This window comes from Planomonospora algeriensis (genome assembly GCF_977012225.1).
Genome location: NZ_CDRNDK010000594.1, coordinates 1 through 3,248, shown reverse-complemented (window position 1 = coordinate 3,248; position 3,248 = coordinate 1). Strand labels below are relative to the sequence as shown.

General features: G+C 72.8%; 3 protein-coding genes and 1 pseudogene. 1 reads left to right on the top strand and 3 read right to left on the bottom strand.

The genetic code is table 11. The annotated features are described in order from the left end of the window. The 3 genes and pseudogenes from ACWJ6R_RS32985 to ACWJ6R_RS32975 all read right to left on the bottom strand — a co-directional run. Nucleotides 1-518: CE1759 family FMN reductase (locus ACWJ6R_RS32985; RefSeq protein ID WP_449065971.1), on the bottom strand; the 518-nt coding region annotated here is incomplete at its 3' end. A gap of 35 nt (nucleotides 519-553) precedes the next feature. After that, entirely contained in the window at nucleotides 554-1,672 is a 1,119-nt protein-coding gene (locus tag ACWJ6R_RS32980) for an LLM class flavin-dependent oxidoreductase (protein WP_449065972.1), read from the bottom strand. 181 nt (nucleotides 1,673-1,853) lie between these two features. Next, nucleotides 1,854-2,597 (bottom strand): annotated as a pseudogene (locus ACWJ6R_RS32975) (amidohydrolase family protein); the annotation flags it as partial. A gap of 77 nt (nucleotides 2,598-2,674) precedes the next feature. On the opposite strand from ACWJ6R_RS32975, the gene ACWJ6R_RS32970 reads away from it, so the two are divergent. Next, nucleotides 2,675-3,248 (top strand): glutamate-cysteine ligase family protein (locus tag ACWJ6R_RS32970; protein ID WP_449065970.1); only part of this gene is annotated, 574 nt, incomplete at its 3' end.

The following is a 3,248-nucleotide window of genomic DNA, read 5'->3' as shown; positions in this document are numbered from 1 at the left end:
GCGGCCAGGGCGTCGGCGCCCGCGTCCCCGGCCGAGCCCCAGTCCCCGGCCGAGCCCCAGTCCTCGGACGCGGCGTAGACCGCGGTGGGGACGACGACCGCGCGCAGGTAGGCGAAGAGCGGGCGGAGCGCGTGCTCCAGGGCGAGCGAGTGGCGCGCCGTACCGCCGGTCGCCGCGACGAGCACGGGCTTGCCGGTGAGCGCGGTGTTCTCGATCACGTCGAAGAACGACTTGAAGAGCCCGCTGTAGGAGGCGGTGAAGATCGGCGTCACGGCGATGAGGCCGTCCGCCCCCGCCACCGCCTCGACCGCCTCGCGCAGCGCGGCGCCGGGGAACCCGGTCACCAGGTTGTTGGCGATGTCGACGGCCAGGTCGCGCAGTTCCACCACGCGCACCTCCACCGCCCGCTCCCCGGCCAGCCGGGCGCGGACCGCCCCGGCCAGCCGGTCGGCCAGCAGCCGCGTCGACGAGGGCCGGCCGAGACCGGCCGAGACGGCCACGATCTTCAGGGTTTCCATCGGGTTCTCCAGTGCGGTGCGTGCGGGAGGGCGGATCAGGCGGCGGGGCCGGGGGGGACGGGGGCCTCCCCGGCGGCTCCGGCGGTACGGCGGGCGACCAGGGCCGCGTGGGTGGGGCCGTCCGGCACGCCGGCGGGACGGCGGGCGGCGAACTCCTTGCGGAGCACGGGCACGACCTCCTCGCCGAGGATGTCGAGCTGCTCCAGCACGGTCTTCAGCGGCAGTCCTGCGTGGTCCATCAGGAACAGCTGGCGCTGGTAGTCGCCGAAGGACTCGCGGAAGGTCAGCGTCCGGTCGATCACCTGCTGCGGGCTGCCCACGGTGAGCGGGGTCTCGGCCGTGAACTCCTCCAGCGACGGGCCGTGGCCGTACACCGGGGCGTTGTCGAAATAGGGGCGGAACTCCCGTACCGCGTCCTGGGAGTTCTTCCGCATGAACACCTGGCCACCGAGCCCGACGATCGCCTGCTCCGGGGTGCCGTGGCCGTAGTGGGCGAAGCGCTCCCGGTAGAGGCCGATCAGCCGGATGAAGTGCTCCTTCGGCCAGAAGATGTTGTTGGCGAAGAACCCGTCGCCGTAGTAGGCCGCCTGCTCGGCGATCTCCGGGCTGCGGATCGAGCCGTGCCAGACGAACGGCGGGACCCCGTCGAGCGGCCGGGGGGTCGAGGTGAAGCCCTGCAGGGCGGTGCGGAAACGCCCCTGCCAGTCCACGACGTCCTCGCGCCAGAGCCTGTGCAGCAGCGCGTAGTTCTCGACGGCCAGCGGGATGCCCTGCCGGATGTCCTGCCCGAACCAGGGGTAGACCGGCCCGGTGTTGCCGCGGCCCATCATCAGGTCGACGCGCCCGTCGGCCAGGTGCTGCAGCATGGCGTAGTCTTCGGCGATCTTGACCGGGTCGTTCGTCGTGATCAGTGTCGTGGCGGTGGAGAGGATGAGCCGTTCGGTCCGGGCGGCGATGTAGCCGAGCATGGTCGTCGGCGACGACGGCACGAAGGGCGGGTTGTGGTGCTCTCCGGTGGCGAAGACGTCCAGGCCGACCTCCTCCGCCTTGAGCGCGATGGCCACCATCGCCTTGATCCGCTCGTGCTCGCTCGGCGTCCGGCCCGTGGTCGGGTCCGTGGTGACGTCGCCTACGGTGAAGATCCCGAACTGCATCGTGCTCACCGTCCTCCATCTCGTTGAAGTTTCAACTTTCCTCAGCGCTGCAGAACGAGAGCGTATTCCCTCCGCGCGCCGTGCGCCGGCGGCGTCGTGGGAGTCGCAGGCGGCACGGGTGGCGCGGGTAGCGGAGAGGGAGTCCGGCTCGGTCGTGGAGAGCGGTGCCGGGACCGCCCGCTCAGACCCCGAACAGGCGGGCCGCGTTGTCGTGGCAGACGGCGCGCAGCCAGCCGTCCCCGAGTCCGAGGCCGGCCAGGGCCCGCAGGGCCTCGGCGTAGGAGTAGGGGATGTTCGGGAAGTCGGTGCCGAGCAGGATCCGGTCCCCGAGGTCCGCCAGGCGCGGCAGCTCGGCCCGGGGGAACGGCGCCAGCGCCTCGCTGAAGGCGGTGAAGGCCATCGTGGTGTCCAGGAAAACGCCTTCGTACCGTTGGGCGAGGTCCAGGAACTCGGCGTACTCCGGCATGCCCATGTGCGCGACCACCAGCCGCAGGCGCGGGTGCCGGGCCAGCACGCGCCCGATGGGGCCGGGACCGGTGTGCCTGCCGGGCGCGGGACCGGAGCCGCAGTGCGTGACCACGGGGACGCCGGCCTCGGCCAGCAGGCCCCACACCCCGTCCAGCAGTCCGTCGCCGGGGTCGTAGCCGCCGACCTGCAGGTGCGCCTTGAACACCCGCGCGCCCTCCTCGAGGGCGCGGGCGGTGTAGCGCACCGCCTCCGGTTCGGGGAAGAACGTCGCGGTGTGCAGGCAGTCCGGCGTCCGGGCGGCGAACTCCGCCGACCAGCCGTTCAGCCAGGCGGCCATGTCCGGCTTGTGCGGGTACAGCATCGAGGTGAAGCGGCGCACGCCGAAGCCGCGCAGCGTCTCCAGCCGCTCCCGCTCGCCGGTGCGGTAGGCGATGGGCCACTCCAGGCCGCCCCGGGGACGCGGTCCCGATCCGGATCTTGCCCTGTCCTGGTTTCTGGGGGAATGTGGAGACCGTGTGCCAGACGGGAGGTGGCATGTCCTTTCTCACCGAAGACGACGTCTACGCCCATGTCCACGGGATCTGCTTCAAGACCGGCCCGCCCGGGCTGACCGGTGTCGAGTCGGAATGGCTGGTCACCGACCCGGCCAGACCCGGCGAGCACGTCCCCCTGCCCCGCCTCACCGCCGCCGTCCGGGCGGCCTCCCCGCTGCCCTCGGGTAGCGCCGTCACCTACGAACCCGGCGGCCAGCTGGAACTCAGCTCCCCGCCCCTGCCCGGTCCGGCCGCCGCGCGCCAGGCCCTCGAGGCCGACCTGCGCCACCTGGACCCGCACCTGGCCGCCGCGGGGCTGCGCCGCACCGGATACGGACTGGATCCGCGCAGATCCCCCCTGCGGCAGCTGGACCTCCCCCGATACACCGCGATGGAGGCGTATTTCGACGCCCGCAACGCGGCCGGGCGCGCCATGATGTGCTCCACCGCCTCCATCCAGGTCTGTCTCGACATCGGCCGCGACACCGCCGACGCGCGCGCCCGCTGGCGGCTGCTGCACCGGCTGGGGCCGGTGCTGGTGGCGGCGTTCGCCAACTCGCCCTGTGCGGGCGCCG

Coding starts and splice junctions, on each gene's coding strand:
- ACWJ6R_RS32980 (WP_449065972.1), bottom strand. CDS start 1,672: ATGCAGTTCGGGATCTTCACCGTAGGCGACGTCACCACGGACCCGACC.